The organism is Alkalimonas sp. (assembly GCF_020831925.1).
Taxonomy (GTDB): domain Bacteria; phylum Pseudomonadota; class Gammaproteobacteria; order Enterobacterales; family Alteromonadaceae; genus Alkalimonas.
Genome location: NZ_JAFIFQ010000025.1, coordinates 31,290 through 52,313, shown reverse-complemented (window position 1 = coordinate 52,313; position 21,024 = coordinate 31,290). Strand labels below are relative to the sequence as shown.

At 51.3% G+C, this 21,024-nt stretch carries 19 protein-coding genes; 14 read left to right on the top strand and 5 right to left on the bottom strand.

Features of this window, described 5'->3' with window-relative positions; all coding sequences use genetic code 11:
- From JJU14_RS09605 to speD, 10 genes are all read left to right on the top strand, one after another.
- Positions 1-2,556 (top strand): PAS domain-containing protein (locus JJU14_RS09605; RefSeq protein WP_228612953.1); only part of this gene is annotated, 2,556 nt, incomplete at its 5' end.
- A 26-nt stretch (positions 2,557-2,582) separates the two neighbouring features.
- Entirely contained in the window at positions 2,583-4,214 is a 1,632-nt protein-coding gene (locus JJU14_RS09600) for a diguanylate cyclase (RefSeq protein ID WP_228612951.1), read from the top strand.
- A gap of 68 nt (positions 4,215-4,282) precedes the next feature.
- Positions 4,283-4,888, top strand: coding sequence for an aminodeoxychorismate/anthranilate synthase component II (locus JJU14_RS09595; RefSeq protein WP_228612949.1), 606 nt, complete (start codon positions 4,283-4,285; stop codon positions 4,886-4,888).
- A 70-nt stretch (positions 4,889-4,958) separates the two neighbouring features.
- Positions 4,959-6,077 carry an HDOD domain-containing protein gene (locus tag JJU14_RS09590; RefSeq protein ID WP_228612947.1) on the top strand — a complete coding sequence of 373 codons (1,119 nt, stop codon included), beginning with the start codon at positions 4,959-4,961 and terminating at the stop codon, positions 6,075-6,077.
- Between the two features lie 297 nt (positions 6,078-6,374).
- Positions 6,375-7,595 (top strand): aspartate aminotransferase family protein, encoded by a 1,221-nt coding sequence (locus tag JJU14_RS09585; protein ID WP_228612945.1) that lies wholly within the window; start codon positions 6,375-6,377, stop codon positions 7,593-7,595.
- Positions 7,596-7,690: 95 nt separating this feature from the next.
- Positions 7,691-8,707 carry an arginine N-succinyltransferase gene (gene astA, locus JJU14_RS09580; protein WP_228612943.1) on the top strand — a complete coding sequence of 339 codons (1,017 nt, stop codon included), beginning with the start codon at positions 7,691-7,693 and terminating at the stop codon, positions 8,705-8,707.
- A gap of 55 nt (positions 8,708-8,762) precedes the next feature.
- Positions 8,763-10,232, top strand: a complete 1,470-nt coding sequence (gene astD / locus JJU14_RS09575) for a succinylglutamate-semialdehyde dehydrogenase (protein ID WP_228612941.1) — start codon at positions 8,763-8,765, stop codon at positions 10,230-10,232.
- A gap of 116 nt (positions 10,233-10,348) precedes the next feature.
- Complete coding sequence (locus JJU14_RS09570; protein ID WP_228612940.1) at positions 10,349-10,699, top strand: DUF3802 family protein; 351 nt, start codon at positions 10,349-10,351, stop codon at positions 10,697-10,699.
- Positions 10,700-10,784: 85 nt separating this feature from the next.
- Positions 10,785-11,213, top strand: a complete 429-nt coding sequence (locus JJU14_RS09565) for an OsmC family protein (RefSeq protein ID WP_228612938.1) — start codon at positions 10,785-10,787, stop codon at positions 11,211-11,213.
- 55 nt (positions 11,214-11,268) lie between these two features.
- Positions 11,269-12,075 carry an adenosylmethionine decarboxylase gene (gene speD, locus JJU14_RS09560; protein WP_228612936.1) on the top strand — a complete coding sequence of 269 codons (807 nt, stop codon included), beginning with the start codon at positions 11,269-11,271 and terminating at the stop codon, positions 12,073-12,075.
- Between the two features lie 51 nt (positions 12,076-12,126).
- Here speD and JJU14_RS09555 read toward each other — a convergent pair whose 3' ends face one another.
- Both JJU14_RS09555 and JJU14_RS09550 read right to left on the bottom strand, forming a co-directional pair.
- Positions 12,127-13,023 carry a phosphoribulokinase gene (locus tag JJU14_RS09555; RefSeq protein WP_228612934.1) on the bottom strand — a complete coding sequence of 299 codons (897 nt, stop codon included), beginning with the start codon at positions 13,021-13,023 and terminating at the stop codon, positions 12,127-12,129.
- Between the two features lie 70 nt (positions 13,024-13,093).
- Positions 13,094-14,023: an ion transporter gene (locus JJU14_RS09550; RefSeq protein WP_228612932.1), complete on the bottom strand. Its 930-nt coding sequence runs from the start codon at positions 14,021-14,023 to the stop codon at positions 13,094-13,096.
- 32 nt (positions 14,024-14,055) lie between these two features.
- Here JJU14_RS09550 and JJU14_RS09545 point away from each other — a divergent pair, with 32 nt between their 5' ends.
- Positions 14,056-14,451, top strand: a complete 396-nt coding sequence (locus JJU14_RS09545; RefSeq protein WP_228612930.1) for an MAPEG family protein — start codon at positions 14,056-14,058, stop codon at positions 14,449-14,451.
- 14 nt (positions 14,452-14,465) lie between these two features.
- Here the strand turns inward: JJU14_RS09545 and JJU14_RS09540 are convergent, their stop codons facing one another.
- Complete coding sequence (locus JJU14_RS09540; RefSeq protein ID WP_228612928.1) at positions 14,466-16,247, bottom strand: ExeM/NucH family extracellular endonuclease; 1,782 nt, start codon at positions 16,245-16,247, stop codon at positions 14,466-14,468.
- A gap of 92 nt (positions 16,248-16,339) precedes the next feature.
- On the opposite strand from JJU14_RS09540, the gene JJU14_RS09535 reads away from it, so the two are divergent.
- The gene (locus JJU14_RS09535; protein WP_228612926.1) at positions 16,340-17,206 is read left to right on the top strand and encodes a hypothetical protein; all 867 of its coding nucleotides are present in this window, start codon (positions 16,340-16,342) and stop codon (positions 17,204-17,206) included.
- 35 nt (positions 17,207-17,241) lie between these two features.
- Here JJU14_RS09535 and purD read toward each other — a convergent pair whose 3' ends face one another.
- On the bottom strand, positions 17,242-18,528 hold the full coding sequence (purD, locus tag JJU14_RS09530; RefSeq protein WP_228612924.1) for a phosphoribosylamine--glycine ligase: 1,287 nt from the start codon (positions 18,526-18,528) through the stop codon (positions 17,242-17,244).
- 15 nt (positions 18,529-18,543) lie between these two features.
- Positions 18,544-19,368, bottom strand: a complete 825-nt coding sequence (locus tag JJU14_RS09525) for a class I SAM-dependent methyltransferase (protein ID WP_228612922.1) — start codon at positions 19,366-19,368, stop codon at positions 18,544-18,546.
- Between the two features lie 272 nt (positions 19,369-19,640).
- Between JJU14_RS09525 and trmJ the strand changes: the two genes are divergently transcribed.
- A complete protein-coding gene (gene trmJ, locus JJU14_RS09520; protein WP_228612920.1) occupies positions 19,641-20,378 on the top strand; it encodes a tRNA (cytosine(32)/uridine(32)-2'-O)-methyltransferase TrmJ in 738 nt (245 codons plus the stop codon).
- A gap of 157 nt (positions 20,379-20,535) precedes the next feature.
- Positions 20,536-21,021, top strand: a complete 486-nt coding sequence (iscR, locus tag JJU14_RS09515) for a Fe-S cluster assembly transcriptional regulator IscR (protein ID WP_228612918.1) — start codon at positions 20,536-20,538, stop codon at positions 21,019-21,021.
- The last annotated feature ends 3 nt before the right edge of the window (positions 21,022-21,024 follow it).

Here is a 21,024-nt window from a genome sequence, read left to right as displayed (position 1 = left end):
ACCATCTTCAATGAGCGCTGGGCAGAAATCGTCGGGTACACCCTGGAAGAGCTTGATCCTATCAGTATTGAAACCTGGGCCAGTCTGGCGCACCCGGATGATTTAAAAGAATCCGGTGCCTTGCTGGAGCAACACTTTCAGGGGAAGCTTGCTTTTTACGATGTGAAATGCCGGATGAAGCACAAAGCAGGTCATTGGGTCTGGGTGCATGACCGCGGCCGCGTGGTCAGCTGGACAGACGATGGTAAGCCTTTGATGATGTATGGCACCCATGCCGATATCACTGAACAAAAACAAGCGGAACAGCAACTGCAGGAACAAAAGTGGTTGTTTGAGCAAATCCTGGAACAAACCATGGCTGGTTATTGGGATTGGTATATTCAGGAGAATACCGAGTATTTGAGCCCTTCATTTAAGCTGATGTTTGGCTACAGCGATGATGAGATGGAAAACTCGCCCGAGGCCTGGCAAAAAATTATTTTCCCGGACGACTTGAGCAAAGTGCTGGTTTCTTTTGAGCAGCATATTGCCAGCCGGGGAGAAGTGCCTTTTGATAATGTGGTGCGCTATCACCACAAAAACGGCACTGTTGTTTGGGTCCGCTGTGTTGGTAAAGTTATCGAGTGGTCGGCAGATAACCAACCCATTCGCATGGTGGGTAGTCATATGGATTTAACTTTGGAAATGGAGGTACGGCAGGCACTGCAACAAAGCCGCGATCAATTCCAAACACTGGTGGCGAATATTCCTGGCATTACCTACCGCTGTCTTGCTGATGAGCACTGGACCATGGTGTATATGAGCGGCAGCATTGACCCCTTATCCGGGTATCCGGCCAGTGATTTTATCCAGAACAAGGTCCGCAGCTATGCCAGTGTGATCCATCCGGAGGACGCTTCGCGACTGGAAGACGAAATCGCCAAAGCCGTTGCTGAAAAAAACAGCTGGTTACTGCAGTACCGGGTGCTGCACAAAGACGGCTCAGTGCGCTATGTGGAAGAGCGCGGTATGGGGGAGTACCACCAGGATGGCAGTCTTCGCTATCTGGATGGTTTTATTCTGGATGTGACCAATGAAAAAACACTTAAGCGTCAGTTACTCAAGTTGGCGGAGCAACTACCAGGTGTGGTCTATCAGTTTCAGCAATGGCCGGATGGCCGCTCCAGTTTCCCTTATGCCAGCGCCAATCTGAAAAAAATTTATGGGGTGAGTCCCGAAGAAGCCAAAACAGATGCCAGTCAGGTGTTCCAGTGCATTCTGCCTGAAGACTTACCAGCTGTGACCGATAGTATTGGGCGCTCCCGTGTCGAGCTATCGCTCTGGCAGCATGAATATCGGGTGGTTAACCGGCAAGGTGAAGTGATGTGGTTGTCTGGCAGAGCCATGCCAGAGGCCATGCTGGATGGCAGTGTGCTGTGGCATGGCTATATCTATGATATTACCGACACCAAACAGCACTATCTGGAGCTGGAGCGAGCCAACGAGCAGTTGCATCTGGCGCAGCAACGGCTGGAGCTATCCAGCCAGCAGGCACAAATAGGGTACTGGCAGGCCTCATTAAAAACGGGCGATCTGTGGTGGTCGCCGATGATTTATGATGTGTTTGGTTTTGATGCGGCCACCACTGAGCCCAGTGTCGCTTTATTTAAAAGTACAGTGCATCCGGATGATTTGCATTTGGTTGAGGCCAGCGAAACAATAGCAAAGCAAACTGGCTTGCACGATGTGGTGCACCGAATTATCCGACCCGATGGCGAAATTCGCTGGGTACATGAGCTGGCGCAAATGCTGCCTGAGTCCGGTAACCCCGACTTGATGATGATTGGCTCCGTTCAGGATGTGACCGAGCGAATGCGTTTGCAGCAGATGAAAGATGAGTTTATTTCGACCGTAAGCCATGAGCTCAGAACACCGCTTACCTCAATAAATGGCGCTTTGAAATTACTGCAGGCTACTCAAAGCTCGCAATTGAGCGGGAAAGGTCAAAAACTGCTTGATGTTGCCACCAGCAATAATGCCCGCTTGCAACAGTTGATCAATGACTTGCTGGATATTGAAAAGTTGATTGCCGGCAAAATGAATTTTGAGCTCCAGCATCAGCCGTTATTGCCGCTGCTTGAGCAAGCCTTGGCTGATCATGCTACCTATATCGCAAAATCCAGTTTAACGCTCTCAATGCAGATCTCAGAACCGGCAAAGGCAGTGACCATCTTCGTCGATGAACATCGTTTGCAGCAAATTCTGGCGAATTTATTATCCAATGCCATCAAGTTCTCACCAGAGCAGGGACAAGTGCAATTACAAGCCAGAGTGGCGGATGACTTTATTGAGATTGCGGTTCAGGATCAAGGACCTGGTATTCCGGAAGGTTTTAAGGATAAGCTCTTTCAGCGCTTCTCCCAGGCGGATGCCAGCAGCGCAAAAGAAAAAGGTGGTACAGGGCTGGGCTTGGCCTTGTGTAAAGAGTTGGTTGAAGGCATGCAAGGTAGCATTGGCTTTGAATCAAAAGCAGGCAGTGGTGCACGCTTTTATGTGCGCTTTCCGCGCCAGGCCTGAATAGCCGCTCAGCTTTAGGAGGTTTGGTGACATCCAAACAAAAACAAGTGGATATTAAGCAACGTTTTGCTGCTTTGCAGCAACGCTTCATTGGCACGCTAACGGCAAAAGCTGACCGTTTGTCCCGGCTTGTAAAGGCGATTGCCCAAGGAGAGCTGGCTTTCCTTACTGAAGTGATAGCGGATAGTCACCAACTGGCAGGCTCCTGTGGAACTTTTGGTCAAAAAGCTCTGGGGGACTTAGCAAGCCACATAGAGCAAAGCGCTATAGCATTGCAGAACTCTGTACCACAGAGTGATAGAGCATTGCAGTTGTTAATTGAACTAACCGAGCTTTTTCAGCGCAATGTAGCCTCTGTCATCGATACTGGTTTGAATATGCCCGTTGTGAAACAAGCCGCGGAGCAGGAAAATAATTTGATCTGGTTGCTGCTTAATGATGCGCTGCTAACGCATGATCTGAGCCGGCAGTTATCCGCATTTGGTTATTCTATTGAAGTGTTTACTGATTTTAGCGCTTGTTGTCAGGCTCTTGATTCAACCTCACCGGCACTCATCTATTCGGCGGTAGAGCTGGACGCCTCCGATGGCTCTGTATTCAAACAAACCGATTTGCTGAAGGCGATGCAAGAGAAGCAAATTCCCTGGATGCTGTACTCCCCATCGGATGATTTTGACTTGCGAATTCTGGCTGCAAGGCATCAGGCTCAGGCTTTTTATGTCTCGCCACTGGATATTCCGTCGATGTTGGGGCGTATTACCGAGTTGATGCAGCTTAAGTCCGAGCAAAAGGGACGAGTGTGTGTGATGGATGATGATGCTTTGTTAGCCGAGCACTACGCGTTAGCACTGCAAGCTGCCGGTATTGAGTGCATGGTTTTGGCCGATCCTCGCCAGCTGATTCAGGATATTTTGCATTTTCAGCCAGAACTGATTCTGATGGATTTACATATGCCTCTGTATTCGGGGCCCGAGCTTGCCGGAGTGATTCGACAACATGATGCTTTAAAGAGTTTACCGATTGTTTATCTGTCTGCGGAGAGGGACCAAACCCAACAACTAAAAGCCATGGCCTTTGGCGCTGATGATTTTATGACCAAACCGATTGACGATGCCCAGTTGGTTAAAGCCGTGCAGGTGCGGCTGGCGCGAAGCCGTGAACTTCGTAATCTGATTGAAAAAGATAGCTTAACGGGGCTCATTAAACACAGTGCCATTAAGGAAGTTGCCCAGCTTGAGTTTGAGCGCGCTAAACGAAGTGGCAAAAACGTAAGTGTGGTGATGCTGGATATTGATCATTTTAAATCCGTCAATGATAAGTATGGTCATGCCATTGGCGATGTGGTCATTACCACTTTGGCAACGATGCTGCAACAGCGCATTCGACGCACCGATAAAGCCGGGCGTTATGGCGGTGAAGAGTTCCTGTTGGTGCTGCCAAATTGCGGCCGCCAGGATGCAATGCCTATGCTGGAAACGATCCTGGAAAGCTTCCGATGCATTGTTTTTCATGCAGCAGGGGAGGACTTTTATTGTACTTTTTCGGCAGGTGTCGCGTGCTCAGATGCCGACTATGCTGATGCCGAAGCCATGCTGGCAGCTGCCGATGAAAGACTCTATCAAGCGAAATCACTTGGTCGTAATCGGGTGCTTGCATAGAATAGGCAGCAATCTTCTTCGTTATTAGCTGTTAGTTGGTAATTCGGCGACTCAGTACGGATCCAGTCATGTTACTTATGATCGACAACTACGATTCCTTTACCTGGAATCTGGTACAGTATTTTCAGCAGTTAGGCCAGCAGGTACTGGTAAGGCGCAACGATGCCATTGACTTGGCCGGTATAGAGCAGTTAGCGCCGGATTATCTGGTGATTTCGCCCGGGCCAGGCACCCCGGAACAGGCCGGGATTTCATTGGCTGTAGTCAAGCACTTTGCTGGTAAAGTTCCATTGCTGGGGGTGTGCCTGGGGCATCAGGTCATTGCACAGGTTTTTGGTGCTCAAGTGGTGCGAGCCCGTACCGTGATGCACGGCAAGAACTCCTGGATCCGACATACTAATCAGTCGATTTTTCAAGATCTGCCGAATCCGCTCAGTATAACCCGCTACCACTCTTTGGTGGTGGCTGCCGACAGCTTACCCTCTGAGCTTACTGCTCTGGCATGGACCGAAACCATGGATGCGACACCAGATGAGCTGATGGCACTGAAGCACACCACCATGCCGTTGTTTGGCGTGCAGTTTCATCCGGAAGCTATTTTATCCGATGCCGGCTTGGTATTGCTGCAACAGTTTTTGCAGCAAAATAGCAGCTTGGCAGCAGGAGTTGCTTGACAGCCCGAAGCCGGCTGAGCAGTATGAAAAACAAATTTCTCTTAATAACGTACGAGGCTACGATTCAGTGATGAATGCCCCAGCGATAGGAACCGATTTCTCATTACGCTTTTTTGATGTCCTGATTGGGGTTGATCCAGCGCGACGGCAAGGAAAAAAAAGCCAGCAAGAGCTTTCGCAGCAAAGAACCTTGCTGGCGGTCGAGGCCGCTGCCCGTAAAGCACGGATGGCCGATGCCAAAGCAAAAGAACAGTTTGGCGAGTTTGCTCAAGCACATTTGCATGATCAGGTTGCTGACTTGTTGGCGGAGCGACTGACGTCGCTGGATGATGTCAAAGCCAGCTTGTTTGAGTTAACGCCAGACTTTTTTACTTTACTGGATTTACTGAGTGCGAAAGCGGTCACTCTTAATCAGCTGGATCCTGCGATTAAAAAAGTCCCTTGGTTGGTTGAAGACTTATTAAAGCTTATCAACCAACCCAAATACCGTGGTCGCACTGCTTCAGGCGGCTTAATTAAAGACGTAAAAACCGGTTTGCGTTTTCTTGGCCTGGAGACCTTGCAGTTTATTATTCCACTCTATGCGATGAAGCGGTGTATGCCGCACTCCACAGAACCTTTCCATGGTTTAAAAACTGTACTTTGGGAGTACAGTCTGGCAACAGCCAATGCTGCAAAAACCCTGGCTGAGCTGTATCGCGAACATCGCTACACTGCGTTTTGCAGTGGCTTATTCCATACCCTGGGTCATGTTGCAGTGGTACGCAGTTATTTAAGAACCTACCAACAGGTCAAGCGGGATGAGCTGCTCAAAGCACGCGAGGCGCGTGATATTAAGCTGACTGATGCATTGGACGTATTAGAGCCAGAAGCTGACTTTCTGAGCGAGCAGTTAACAGAGCATGCAGCTGTTCTTAGTGCGGATTTAACGTCTTGTTGGGGGTTGCAGCGTTTGCCCTTGTGTCAGACTTTGGATCAACTGGCCGAAGGAGTTGGTTACAGCGGAGCTTCGCCGATGGCGCGGGTGGTTCAGCAGGCGCAGACCTTTGTGCAATGGCAGCAATTAAAAAAGCGCCAACGACTGGAGCCGGCTGAAATGCAAAGTATGCTGAAAGCTGTAGGCATGACAAAAGATGCCTTGCAGCTGTTGCTTCAGACCAATCTGCTTAAATTGGATGTGGATGTATAAATTTTTTTTCCAATAAACATGCAAAGTGCTTACCGAGCGGCAGTTAGCCGCTGATTTCTGGCCAGCGACGATGGCTTCTTGCTTGCTTGAACTGCTGGCTGAATTTGTGCTGAATAGTCTCTGCTTAGTTATTCACTCCCTGTGCAAATCTATCTGCAGCCCTTGATTTTATTGGCTTTGGCAGGTTTTGAGGTGCAGACAGCGCTGAAATATTCTGCAATAATAAGGTCATCAAAGATGCGATGCTGCCACTCATAGTGCTGCATCCAAGCCACTAGCAAAAGAGGTAAGCAAGAAATGGCAGAACAAATTCAGGTCACCCGCAGTTTGTTTGACGAAGTAATGGTACCCAATTATGCCCCTGCAAAAATGATCCCAGTTAAGGGTGAGGGTTCACGGGTATGGGACCAGGACGGCCGTGAGTATGTGGATTTTGCTGGTGGTATTGCAGTCAGTAGTTTAGGTCATTGCCACCCGGCTATGGTAAGCGCTTTAACCGAGCAGGCAGGTAAGCTTTGGCATTTAAGTAACGTGCTGACTAATGAGCCAGCGTTGCGCCTGGCCAGCAAACTGGTACAGCAGACCTTTGCTGAAAAAGTGTTTTTTGCCAACTCGGGTGCTGAGGCCAACGAAGCAGCTTTTAAACTGGCACGGCGCTGGGCGCTTGAAGTGCACGGTGAGCACAAGCATGAAATTATTTCGTTTAGCAAAAGCTTCCATGGTCGTACTTTCTTTACGGTCACTGTAGGCGGCCAGGCTAGTTACTCCGATGGTTTTGGTCCTAAGCCAGGTGCTGTACTGCATGCTGAATTTAATAATCTGGACAGTGTGAAAGCATTCATCAGTGAGCGCACCTGCGCTGTGGTGCTGGAGCCGATCCAGGGCGAAGGTGGTATTATTCCTGCCACTCAAGAGTTCTTGGATGGCGTGCGGGCCTTGTGCGATCAACACCAGGCGTTGTTGGTCATGGATGAAGTTCAAACCGGCGTTGGCCGTACTGGTAGCTTGTATGCCTATATGAACTACCAGGTACAGCCGGATATTTTAACCACAGCCAAATCTTTGGGCGGTGGCTTCCCAATCGGCGCCATGCTGACAACTACCGAGATTGCCAAGTATCTGAAAGTCGGGACTCATGGCACCACCTATGGTGGTAATCCCCTGGCTTGTGCTGTAGCTGAGGCGGTGATCGACACCATCAATACGCCAGAAGTACTGCAAGGTGTGCTGGCCAAAGAGCAACTGTTCAGGCAGCGTTTGGCTGCAATTAATGAACAGTACCAGGTGTTCAGCGAAGTGCGTGGTAAAGGCATGTTGCTTGGAGCTGTGCTCAATGATAAGTACCAGGGCCGGGCACGGGATTTTTTCCTGGCGGCTGCTGATCATGGGTTAATGGCGTTGGTTGCTGGCGTCAATGTAGTGCGTTTTGCGCCTTCATTGGTGATTACCGAGCAGGACATTCAGGATGGTATGGATCGTTTTGAAAAAGCGGTTGCCCAAGTGGTAAATGCAGCTTAACCGATAAAAAAGCAATAAGGCGTCTAAACGTCGAAATGAAGCACTGAGGCAGCCTGGCTGCCTCTTTTATCTAAATTTAACTGGAGCAAGCGACAATGATTGTGATTCGCCCAATCCGTGCTGATGACTACGCCGCCTTGTACGACATTGCGGTAGAGTCTGGCCATGGCTTTACCTCCTTACCGGTCAATGACGAGCTCTTGATGCGTAAAATCAGTCGCTCGGAGCGTTCGTTCCAAAAAACAGTGACTACGCCAGGCGATGAAGGCTATTTGTTCGTGCTGGAAGATACCGAGACTGGCCTTGTGATGGGAACCAGCGCGCTGGAAGCTGCGGTTGGTTTGGATGATGCGTTTTATCATTACCATCTGGGTAAAGTGGTCCATAGTTCGCGTTCGCTCAATGTGTATAAAACGGTCGATATCCTGACTCTTTGCAACGACTACACCGGGGCGAGTGAGCTCTGCACCTTGTTTTTGCGGGAGAACTGCCGGCAAAAGAATAATGGCAAGTTGCTGTCCAAGTTCCGGTTTTTATTTTTAAAAGAGTTCAGTGAGCGCTTCTCTGATCGAATCATTGCCGAAATGCGTGGCGTTTCAGATGAAAACGGCAACTCTCCTTTCTGGCAATGGTTACAGGAGCACTTTTTTTCAGTAGACTTTCCCACGGCTGATTATCTGACCGGCATTGGTCAGAAAGTCTTTATTGCCGAGCTGATGCCTAAGTATCCGATTTATGTCAGCTTGCTCAGCAAAGAAGCGCAAGCAGTCATCGGCCAGGTACATGGCAAAACCCGACCTGCGATTTCTTTGCTGCAGTCGGAGGGGTTCTCACATCGTGGTTATGTCGATATTTTTGACGCAGGCCCAACGGTTGAGGCAAACCTTGAGCATATCCGCTCGGCGCGTGATAGTGAAAAAAGGCAGGTACGTATTGGTGAGGTAGGGAAAGGGCAACCCTACATGATATGCAACACCAAGCTGCAGAATTTTCGTGCCACTTGGCTGGAGCTGGCTGTGCCAGAAGACAGCGATGAGGTCGTGCTGCCTGCCGCCTGCGCTGAAGGGTTGCTGGTACAAGCCGGCGACTGGGTTCGTTTAACCAGGATTTAATTCCTGTCATTCTGAAGCAATAGTTTTGGGATGGACACTAAATTAGGGGAGTAGCATGACAAGTCCTGTACAGTATATTCAAGGGGAGTGGGTGGCCGGTGAAGGTCATTCGTTTGTATCCATTGACCCAGCCAAAAACCAACAGGTGTGGCAAGGTAAAGCGGCTTCAGTTGCTCAGGTAAACGCTGCGGTGGCCTCTGCCCGCGCTGCCCAGTACAACTGGGGACAGCTTAGCTTTGAAGAGCGCTTGGGCTTTGTCAAAGCTTTTGGCGAGCAGTTAACAGCGAAAAAAGAAGTGTTGGCTGGTTGCATTGCAGAAGAAACGGGCAAACCATTGTGGGAAACCCGAACCGAAGTGGCTGCCATGATTGGCAAAATTGATATTTCCGTGCGTGCCTACCAAGAGCGTACTGGTAGCAAAGAAAACCCCATGCCACAAGGCAAAGCCTTCCTACGGCACAAACCGCATGGCGTGGTGGCGGTATTTGGCCCTTACAACTTCCCTGGTCACTTACCCAATGGTCATTTAGTGCCGGCTTTGTTGGCTGGTAATACTGTTTTGTTTAAGCCAAGTGAGTTGACGCCTAAGGTTGCCGAACTGACCGTGCAATTGTGGCAGCAGGCTGGCTTACCGGCTGGTGCGTTGAACTTGCTGCAAGGTGAGGTGGAAACTGGCAAAGCATTAGCCAGTCATGACGATATCGACGGCTTGTTCTTTACCGGCAGCTCCCGTACCGGTCATATTCTTCATCAGCAGTTTGCTGGTCGGCCGGAAAAAATTCTGGCGCTGGAAATGGGCGGTAACAACCCCTTGTTGGTTCAGGATGTGGCGGATATCGATGCCGCAGTGCACGATATCGTGCAGTCGGCCTTTATTTCTGCCGGTCAGCGCTGCACTTGTGCCCGCAAACTGTTTTTGCCAGCGACTGAGCATGGCGATCGTATTCTGGCCCGTTTGCTGGATGTGACGGCCAATATCAAGGTTGGCTTGTACGACGATGACGATCAGCCCTTTATGGGATCGATGATTTCGGTGGCAGCTGCTAAAGGCATGTTGGACGTGCAGGCGCAACTGCAAAAAATGGGTGGTCGTTCGTTGCTGGAGATGAAGCATCTACAGCCGGATACCGGTCTGGTGTCTCCGGGTATCATCGATTGCAGCAACATCCAGAATTTCCCGGATGATGAGCATTTTGGTCCCTTGCTGAAAGTGTTCCGTTTTACCGATTTTGATGCCGCTATTGATGCTGCCAACCGCACCAGCTTTGGTTTATCGGCCGGCCTGCTCAGTGATAGCGCTGAACTGTACGAGCATTTTTTCCGCCGTATTCGGGCTGGCATTGTCAACTGGAACCGTCCAATTACCGGTGCCAGCTCAGCAGCGCCTTTTGGTGGGATCGGAAAAAGTGGCAACCACCGCGCCAGCGCGTATTACGCGGCTGATTACTGTGCATACCCGGTTGCTTCGGTCGAACTGGATAAAGTACAGCTGCCAGAGCAGCTTTCGCCAGGTCTGAAGTTCTAAGTTAACCTGTGTTCGCAGAAAATATTTGATCGGGGCTTAGGCCCCGATTTGTTTTCTGGGCTAAATTTTGCTTAACTGTTAGGCAACTACAGCACTCTTAAGGCAGTATCGCGACCATGGTGATCGATAAACCCGGCTACGAACACTTGATCCAGTTCCTGGCAGAGAATCTCTCGTTGTTTGAGCAGGCCGGTACGCCCAGATCGGATAACAAAAGTGTCGGTGAGTTTTTAGAAGAGTGCATTGCGGAACAAATCATTCAACTCTGCACTCAGCATACCGAGCTGGAAATGAATCATCGCAGTGTCATTATCCGCGAGGTGGATGGCATTATGTACGATTTTCAGGAAGTACTCTCCAGTGTGCTGGAGCATCCTATCACAGAAGAACAAGCTGAAATTATTAGTGAAGTGGCGCTGCTGATTAAAAACCTGTTCGATAACGCGGTAGCTGATCTCTTCGATTAGCACAATTCCCCTAAGCTTACGCTGGCAGCCTGGCAAAGTTTTCGCTAGAATATGCCCCCTTTGTGGTATTACCGAGGTTTTCGTGATGGAAGCATCCGTAAAATGGCTGGACTCGATGACTTTTGTTGGCTGTTCTGGCAGCGGTCATCAGGTGGTGTTTGATGCCAATAAAGAACAAAGCACTGCCCCAAGCCCTATGGAGATGCTGCTGATGTCGGCAGGTGCCTGCTCGTCGGTAGATGTAGTCAGCATTTTGCAAAAAGCCAGGCAACAGGTGCTGCACTGTGAAGTCAAATTGACGGCAGAGCGAGCCGATAGCATTCCCCGGGTATTTACCAAGATGCATCTGCACTTTGAAGTGACTGGGGTAAACCTCAGTGACAAGCAGGTGGCCAGGGCGGTAGAGCTATCCGCCGATAAATACTGTTCGGTATCCTTGATGCTGGCGAAAAGCGTTCAGGTATCGCATTCGTTTAGTATAAAAGCCGCGGAAGGGTTGGCCAGCGCCAACTGACTTCCTGTCGTCAAACAACTGTTGCCGCAGGCAGCGGTAGTGGAGAGCACACTAAGTGATCAATCCGTTTGAGAAAATAAAGCTGCATGGCTTTAATAATTTGACCAAAAGCTTAAGCTTTAGCATCTACGATATCTGTTACGCTAAAACCGAGCAGCATCGGCAGGAATACATCGAATACATCGATGAGCAGTACAATGCCGACCGTCTGACCGATATTCTGTGCGAAGTAGTGGATATCATAGGTGCCAATGTGCTTAACATTGCCCGGCAGGATTACGATCCCCAGGGGGCCAGTGTGACGATCCTGGTGAGTGAAGAGCCTGTTCTGGAAAATCCGGATAACTCGGAAAACCCAGGGCCTTTGCCTGAGGCGGTAGTGGCTCACCTGGATAAAAGCCACATCTGTGTGCACACCTACCCGGAAGTCCATCCTCACGATGGTATCTGTACCTTCCGTGCCGATATTGAGGTATCGACCTGTGGCATTATTTCGCCACTAAAAGCTCTGAACTTCTTAATTCACAGCTTTGAATCTGATGTGGTCACCATCGACTACCGGGTGCGTGGCTTTACCCGCGATGTCAGCGGCACCAAGCACTACATCGATCATCCCATCAGCTCGATCCAGAACTTCATGGACGAGGAAACCAAAAACGCGTTTCAGATGATTGATGTTAATGTGTATCAGGAAAATCTGTTCCACACCAAGATGATGCTAAAACAAGGCGATTTGGACAACTACCTGTTTGGTGTTGGTACTGATTCGATGAGTAAAGAGCAGGTGAAGGAAATCAGCAGCAAGGTGTTTAAAGAAATCCGCGAAATTTTCTATGGCCGTAATTTGCCGGATGTGAAGTAACACTTGGTAGTCAGCACCCATAAAAACCGCTCAGCTGAGCGGTTTTTTCATTTAACGCCCCAGCCAATCTAGTTGGCCCCGGGTGTTGGCGCGCTTTTTCATCAGGTTCTCTATCAGCGGCGTTAAAATCAGTTCCATTGCCAGCCCCATTTTACCGCCCGGTACCACCAGGGTATTGACCCGCGACATAAAAGAGCCGTGGATCATCTGCAGGTAGTAGGGGAAATCTACATGCTTGATGCCGCGAAAACGGACCACGACAAAGCTTTCATCCAGTGACGGAATGTCTTTGGCGCTGAACGGGTTGGAGGTATCCACCGTAGGCACCCGCTGAAAGTTGATATGGGTGCGGGAGAACTGTGGTGTAATGAAATTGATGTAATCGTCCATGCTGCGCACAATGCTGGACATCACCGCTTCCCGGCTATGGCCGCGATCATGGGTATCGCGGATAATTTTCTGGATCCACTCCAGGTTCACAATGGGCACCATGCCAATCAGCAAATCCACATGCTGCGCCACATTGTGCTGATCGGTGACCACGCCACCATGCAGCCCTTCGTAAAACAATAAATCGGTGTTTGGCCTCAGCTCCTGCCAGGGGGTGAAGGTACCAGGCAGTTGATTGTAGGGCACGGCTTCTTCAAAGGTATGCAGGTACTTACGATAGCGGCCACTGCCATTGCTGCCGTAACTGGCAAAGAAATCTTCCAGCGCACCAAAGTCGTTGGCTTCGGGGCCAAAGTAGCTGATGTGTTTGCCGTGCTCCTGGGCTTTACGGACGGCTAAATCCATTTCTGGCCGGCTGTAACGGTGAAAACAGTCGCCTTCAATAAAAGCAGCATCCACCCCCAGGGTGCGGAAAATATGCTGGAATGCATTGCTGGTGGTGCTGGTACCGGCGCCGGAGGAGCCGGTAATGGCAATGATTGGATTTTTATCGGACACAACAAGCCCACCCTATGGTATTGGATCCATACCTTATAAGACCAGCGACCTTCAGGCAAGTTGCTTTCATCTATTCGGGATCTGTTACATGCATGGCCTGGTAGCGCTTTTCCATCAACTGCTGCATGATGCGGGCTTCGGTATGGCTGACACCAAGCTCAGCGCGAAGTTTTTCCAGCATAGGAGCGGCATCGGGCAACAGTTGCCCGTTTTTATAGGCCTGATCCAGTGCCAGCTGATAGAACTGGCGCCGGCGTGACAGCTGCTCGGAAAAGCCCGAGGCCAAAATACCAGCCGGCAAGGCGACCATGCCAATACCAACGATGGTAATCAGGCCGCCAAACAACTTACCCAAATCAGTCATCGGTGTCACATCACCATAACCAACAGTGGTGAGCGTCACCAAAGCCCACCACATGGCTTGCGGGATGGAACTAAAATGCTCCGGTTGCAGATCTTTTTCCAGCGAGTACATGGCGCAAGCGGCCACCAGCATAATGATAAACAGCACGGCAAAGGCTGCGAATAGGGAGAAGCGCTCTTCTCTGAACACATTCATCAACAGCTGCATCGCCCGAGAGTAGCGGGTGAGTTTAAACACCCGCAGCAAACGGAACACCCGCAGGTAACGTAAATCCAGCTCAATAATAAAGCCCAGATAAAACGGCAGAATAGCCAGCAAATCGATAATGGCCATCGGTGAGCGGATATAGCGCCAGCGTTTTTGCCAGGCCGTGCCGCTTTGCTGCTGATACTCGGGCGCATCGACAATGCTCCAGATCCGGGCACCGTATTCAAGCGTAAAGACTGTGATGGAAAAGAGTTCAAAATATAAGAAGTAGTGATGGTACTGTTGATCGAGCGCCTCAATAGATTGCAGGATTAAGGCGATAACATTCAGGCCAATCAACAGGATTAAGGCGATATCGACCCAAAGATAGCGCTTGTTGTGCTCACAGGATGGCTCCAGCCACTGCGCCACTGTTGCTCGTGCTACCATGCTTCGTCCTTTTTTGTTTTTGGGAGTGACTAATGACCAGCTTATTACTGACCCTTTTTATAGCGATGCTATTGCCGTATCTAGCCAAAGCACCCTTAGTGGTGGCAATGCACCGCGAACCTGAAGGTTACGATAACCACAATCCGCGTTTACAGCAAGCCGGCCTCAGTGGTTTTGGCCAGCGGGCCAATGCTGCTCATTACAACAGCTTTGAGGCTTTGCTTATCTATGGCTGCGCTGTACTGGCCGTTGCGGTCAGCGGCCAACTGGATGCCTGGGTGCTTGGCCTTGGCTGGTTGTTTGTGCTCTGCCGGGTGCTGTATTTAGTCTGTTACTGGTACGATTTAGCCAGCTTGCGCTCCCTGGTATGGCTGGTCAGCATGGCGGCTGCCTTTGGCATGATAGGCCGGGCTATCTGGGGAAGTTAGCCCGGCGCTGGTGTTTATTGCATCCGAAAGGTCAAAATAATGGGATCATGATCCGATGAGCGATATGGCGTTGGCGCATAAAGGCTTTGTTGCTGTGCCGGGCTTTTGTACTCCAGGCTGTATTGCAGCAAGACCGGCTCATCGGCATTAATGGGCCAGTGTTTCACCTCTGGCTTGAGCTCGGCCAATGCCTGACTGGCCAGGGCGTGATCCAGCGAGCCACTTTTGCCCCGAAATACAAAAGAATAGGATGGTTGATCGGTTTTGGCGTCCAGATACTGCCAGCCCTGTTGTTCCAGCAACCGGATCGGGTCTTCCATGCGGTAGGCATTGAGATCACCCATCAGCAACTGGTAGGGGGTATCTAGCCCGGTTGGATGTTGCTGCAGCCAGCTGTGCAGGGCGCTCGCCGCTTCCAGCCGGGCTGCATTCCAGCAAGCCTGGCCGTCGCCCTGATCGCGCATCACGGCATAGTCTGGGTGCTCACGCCTGGGGCAGCCGCCTTTGGACTTGAAATGATTGACGCTGACTGTCAGCACTTTCCCGGAAAAAAGATCCAAAAAGCTTTGTGCCACCGGCGCCCGGTGCAGCTGATGAAAAGGAGCCTGTGGTTGGGTGGCAGCAGTTCCAGCTTGTTGCACCGTATCTGACCGGTAAATCAGCCCGACTTTGATGGCGTCTGTGCCGGGGCGCTCTGCGGTACTGACCATGGCATAGGGACGGTCGGTGGCTGCATTTAAAGCCGCCACCAGCGTCGCGATGGCACTGCCATCCGCGTAGCCATTATTTTCCAGCTCAATCAGCCCGACAATATCCGCATCCATCGCCAAAATAGCAGCGGTGAGTTTGGCTTGCTGGCGCTCAAGCTCCAACGGGCTGCTGGCACCGCGGCGGGTCGGGAAGGCTTGCTCCTGATCGGCGCCGGTAAAAAAGTTCAGCACATTGAAACTGGCAACCCGCAGTTCACCAGCCTGGCGTGGTGTTGGTGGCTCAGGCCTCGGGTTTTGTGGTTGCCAGTCTGGCTGGCGGGTTGGCACCAACCGGTAACCACGTAGATCCTGAAACAGAATCCCTTCAACACCGCCAAAGGTATCGCCAAGGCGCAGGCTCTGCTTTGCGCTTAAGCCTGAAGCCGGGTAAGGCAATGGCTCTGGGTTTTGCACCAGGCTGCCATCATCCAACACCAGCGTACGGCGCTCTTGCAGCGCCTCATGGGCTTGGGCGGCCTCGCCTGGCAGATGGATCTGAGTGGGCGTCCACAAACGTTTATCGGCCAGCGTCAGTTCGCCAAAGCGGCCAAGCCCAAAGGTGCTGTTGACCACCAAAGGTTGCTCGAATGACAGCCACATGCCTTCCAGTGCTTCCCAGCTCAAATGCTCAGGCAGCGGTAGCTGTACACTGAGCGGTTCGGTCTGACTTTGGCCACAACTTTGCAGCCTAACATCAATCAAACTGGTCAGCTGCTCTATTTCTGCCACCCGGCCCTGGACGGCCAGCAACTGACCTGGTTGTAAATCGGCCAGGCGGCCATCATCCGGCACAAACAGTGCCTGAGAAGCCGGTTGCAGTTGCGGCTGGCCTGCTTGTTGCAAAAGCCAGCCAGCCCTGGGGCTATCGGGGTAAATATAAGCCGTCAACACACCCTGGGTGAGCACGGTTTTGCCAAGCTTAGGGCTCTGGTCCCCTTCTCCCTGAATGGCTGGGATACTGATGAAGCTTGCGTCGCAACTTAGTGTCGGTTGCTGAGTACAACCCAGCATGATTATCAGAATAAAAATTGAAAACAAAGTTCGCATTGGTCCTGCTCTTTAGCTGCCTGACGTTAGGTAGGAAAGTGTAGCAAAATAAACTAAGCTCTAAGTATGCTTTTCGCTTTGAATGATGCGCGATGTTTTCCTTTCGAACGGTCATGTTTGGTGTTGCACTCTTTAGTGCCTCAAGTTTTGCTGAACAAATTATTCGCACCATAGGGCCACAAACGGCAGTGGATGGTAGTCACTCTTATTACACCGGTCTGCTGGAGCGTGTGATTGAAGTGACGGTAGATGAGTTTGGCCCGGCCAGACTGGAGTTAATTCCTCACCCCGGGCAGGGACGGGTTATCCGGCTGCTGGCAATGAACCTGTATTATGATGTGATGTGGACTGGTACTTCCGAACAGCGGGAAGAGCAACTGCAGGCTATTAAGGTGCCTGTTTTTCTTGGTGGTTTGGGGATCCGGGGCCTGGTGATACATCGGGATCGTATTCATGAGTTCAGCCCGGTCTCAAACCTTTACCACTTACGTCAATTCATCGCCTGTCAGGGAGAGCACTGGCCGGATGCCGTTGTTCTGGAGCATGCTGGTTTGCGGGTAGCCCGTGTAGGACGTTTTGATTCGATGCTGGAAATGGTGGTGCGACAGCGTTGTGATTATTTGCCACTGAGTATTTTTGAGGGGCAGGCTGAACTGGATGCTGTTGCGGATCGTTTTCCGGAGCTGGTTTTTCTGGACTCCGTGTTGCTGCGTTATCCGATGGCCATGTATTTCTTTGTGCATAAAGACAATGAGCAGTTGGCAGAGCGCTTGGAGCGGGGCATGCAAACTCTGGCGCTTAGTGGCGAGTTACTGATATATATGCAGCAACATCCGGTCACGAAAGCAGCCTTCCCGCTGAAACGTTACCGGGAGGCGCGTGTCTTTGAGCTGGCAAATCCGTTATTTAAAGATCAGGAGGTCCTCAGTCTGGCTGAGTATTGGTTGTCGCTTGACTAAGGCTCTGAAAACTCAGCGCCTTAGTCCAGCATGGATTACTGCTTTTCACGGGCAACGGCCCGGTAGCCAATATCTTTACGGTAAAACATATCCTGCCAGCTTATTTGCTGCACCAACTGATAAGCGGCTTGCTGGGCTGCAGTGACATTCTCGCCCAAAGCGGTGGCACAAAGTACCCGGCCACCATTCGTCACGACCTTGCCGTCTTTGAGCTCAGTGCCGGCATGAAATACCTTGGCTTTTGCCGAATCGGCCCCGGCCAGTCCATGAATTTCTGCTCCTTTGGCGTAGCTGTCCGGGTAGCCGCCGGCGGCAAGTACTACACCAACGGCAGCATCGGAGCTAAACTGGATTTCGCTTTGTCCAAGCTTGCCCTCTGCAGCAGCCTGACACAGCGCCACCAGATCGGACTCCAGTCGCATCATAATGGGCTGGGTTTCCGGATCGCCAAAGCGGCAATTGAACTCCAGGACCTTAGCCGTGCCATCCGGCGCTATCATCAGACCTGCATACAAAAAGCCGGTGAATACGTTGCCTTCTGCTGCCATACCACGCACAGTCGGCTCAATCACTTGCTGCATGACCCAGTCGTGTACCGCTGGGGTTACCACCGGCGCGGGTGAATACGCACCCATGCCGCCGGTATTCGGACCTTTGTCGCCTTCATCACGGGCTTTGTGATCCTGCGACGAGGCAAACGGCAGCGCATGTTTGCCATCGACCATCACGATAAAAGAGGCTTCTTCCCCGGTCAGAAACTCTTCAATCACCACCCGGCTGCCGGCATCGCCGAACTTGTTGCCAGCCAGCATATCGTCAATAGCGGCAAAGGCTTCGGCATCCGTTTGAGCGATAATGACGCCTTTGCCAGCGGCTAAGCCATCTGCTTTAATCACGATAGGGGTGCCAAGCTGCTGCACAAAAGCTTTGGCCGGTGCAATTTCCGTGAAGGTCTGGTAGCCAGCTGTCGGGATGTGATGGCGGGCCAGAAAGTCTTTGGCAAAGGCTTTGGAGCTTTCCAGTTGAGCGGCTGCCTGAGTCGGGCCAAAGATCGCCAGGCTTTCCGCGCGAAAGGCATCAACAATGCCTTTGGCAAGAGGAGCTTCCGGCCCGACAATGGTCAGCGCAATCTGTTGCTCTTGGGCAAAAGCCAGTAAGGCCGGCACATCATCTGCAGCGATGGCAACATTATGCAAGGCTGATTCCAGTGCCGTACCGGCATTGCCGGGCGCCACGAAAACCTTTGTCACCAGGGGAGATTGGGCCGCTTTCCAGGCCAGTGCATGTTCGCGGCCACCGCCGCCGACTACCAGTACATTCATTCGTTTGTCCGATTATTACTGTTGAGGTTTACGAAACTTAAGGGTCATCCGATCGCTCTCGCCAATGGCTAAATAACGATCCCTGTCTTGCTCGCCAAGCCGTAAGCTGGGCGGTAAGGTCCAAACACCACGAGGATGATCGGCTGTATCCCTGGGATTGGCATTGATTTCACTGCTGGCTTCAAACACAAAGCCCGCTTGCTCGGCTAGTTCAATGGCCAGACTTTGCGGAAAGTAACCGCTTTGAACCCAGTTACTGTCACGTTTGGCTTCAGGTAAGCGGTGCTCGACGACGCCTAGCACGCCACCTGGTTTAAGGGCTTGGTAAAAGTGATTGAATGCAATACGCATGGCATCTTCACCACCTTGCATGTACCAGTTGTGCAGGTTGCGAAAGGTCAGCACCACATCGGCACTGCCGTCAGGTGCAATCTGAACACCTGCGGTGGGAGCGAACTCGCTCATTTGAACCTTGCTGTAGACAGAATGCGATGCCATTTTTTCAGAGAAAGCGGCACGTGATCGCTGAGCAAATTCGGATGAACTGTTGGCCGGAAAATGGGCAGCATACAGCTTGCCTTGCTGGTGCAGAAGAGGAGCAAGAATTTCGGTATACCAGCCAGCGCCTGGTGATATCTCTACCACAGTACTGTTTGGCCGCACGTCAAAAAAGGACAAAGTAGCGGCCGGATTACGGTATTGGTCCCGCTCTGTATTGGCCGCTGTACGAGTGGGATGTTCTACAGCAGCCTGGATAGCGGCTTCAGAAGCGAATAGTGAGGTGCATAATGCCAGTGCTGGCAGCGTCAGCCAGCTCAATGTCTTACCAGTTGCAGTCATGAGGGTATCCTTTATAGGGTTGAAAGCATTGTTTATACCCGGTGCGTCCAGGATCGGATTGGCTGGACACCACGCACACCGCCGAGGTGGGTTAGTGTAGCAAAGGCCAACAAAAAATGCAGCGATTTACCGCTCCGCTGTTGACTCCAACCAATGGCTGGCATGACCTCGATGCTACCTCTTTTGGTTTTATTGCCAGGCTATGTTGGGTAGAGTCTGTCCCTGTCGCGTAAGGCTGTGATAGAATAGCGCCCCTTCAAAAAGGGTGCCTTATGCTGGATCAGATTAAAATTGTACTGGTGGGAACCACCCACAGCGGCAACATTGGCTCGGTTGCCAGGGCCATGAAAACCATGGGTTTAAGTCGGCTTTGTTTGGTGCAGCCTAAAGCTGAATTGGATGGCCATGCCTATGCACTTTCGGCTGGTGCCAGCGAATTACTTAGTCAAGCCGGGCACTTTGATTCGCTGGCTCAGGCTGTTGCTGATTGCGGCCTGGTCGTGGGCACCAGTGCGCGTTCACGCACTCTGTCCTGGCCCATGCTGGAACCAAGAGCCCTCGGTGAACTGGCCGTCAAAGAAGCGGGCAGTCACCCGGTAGCGCTGGTGTTTGGCCGCGAAAGCAGTGGCTTAAGCAATGAAGAGCTGCAATTGTGCAATTATCATGTCTGTATTCCAGCCAATCCTGATTACAGTTCATTGAATCTGGCGATGGCGGTGCAAATCATCGCCTATGAAGTACGTGTTGCGGCGCTCGCCCAGGCTGTGCATACCGATGCCGTCGATGGAGTCAGTTATCCAACAGCTAGCCAGATGGACAACTTTTATCAGCACTTAGAGCAAACGCTGGATCAGACCGGCTTTATCATTCGTCAACACCCAGGCATGGTGATGACCAAGTTAAAACGTTTGTTCAACCGGGCACGGCCGGAAGAGGCTGAGTACAATATTTTGCGGGGCATACTGACATCGGTACAAAAACGTTTGCCCGGTAGCGAACCACAAAAATAGCGTAAATAAAGTGCCATCGAATGCTGGCCTGGCTGGTTGATCCGTCACCATAATACCTGACTAAACTGCCGGGTTTTATACTTGACTAAAATAGTCGGGAATGTACAATGGCTGCTATCAATACAACGCTTAATGACAGAGCCATCCGGAGTACAGCATGAGATTGACATCGAAGGGGCGCTACGCAGTGACAGCCATGCTGGATGTTGCTTTGCATCACAGCAGCGGGCCAGTCTCTCTGGCCGATATTTCTGAGCGGCAGGGTATTTCCCTGTCGTATCTCGAGCAGCTGTTTGCCCGTTTACGCAAACGTGGTTTGGTCAGCAGCGTGCGAGGCCCGGGTGGTGGTTATCAACTGGGGCGAGAGGCGGCAAAGATTGCCGTGGCAGAAGTGATCAGTGCGGTCGATGAATCCATCGATGCAACTCGCTGTCAGGGAAAGTCCGACTGTCAAGGTGGGGTGCGTTGCCTGACCCACAGTTTGTGGAGTGATCTAAGCCAGCGGATTGAGGACTTCCTAACCAGTATCTCGCTGGCAGAATTGGTTGAACAAAGCGACGTTCAAGGTGTGGCGAAACGTCAGGATAAAGCAGAAGCGGCGTCCTCCTCGGTAAACAAGATTGAAGTAAGTTGCCAGCTGTAGGCA